The following is a 337-nucleotide window of genomic DNA, read 5'->3' on the forward strand; positions in this document are numbered from 1 at the left end:
TCTTAAGGGGGCCGGCTATTATGCGGAATACCGTACCGATGATGCGCGACTAACTTTGGAGGTCATAAAAACCAGCCTAACATATGGGGCTATCGCCCTAAACTATGCCGAGGTACGCCAGTTTGAATATAAAAATGGAAAGGTAACTGGAGTAAGGGTAACGGATCATTTGGGGGGAAGTGGGTTTACCATACAATCCAAATACGTGGTAAGCGCCGCTGGGCCATGGGTAGATGAGGTAAGAGCACTGGATGATGAGATAAAAGGGAAGCGGCTACACCTTACTAAAGGGGTGCACCTAGTATTTCCTTATAGTAAGCTGCCTCTAAAACAATCG

General features: G+C 46.9%; 1 protein-coding gene. It reads left to right on the top strand.

Features of this window, described 5'->3' with window-relative positions; all coding sequences use genetic code 11:
• Nucleotides 1-337 (top strand): FAD-dependent oxidoreductase (locus F1E73_RS17495; RefSeq protein ID WP_150452714.1); only part of this gene is annotated, 337 nt, incomplete at both ends.

Origin of the sequence: Arenibacter lacus (assembly GCF_008711145.1) — a bacterium.
Lineage (GTDB): Bacteria > Bacteroidota > Bacteroidia > Flavobacteriales > Flavobacteriaceae > Arenibacter > Arenibacter amylolyticus.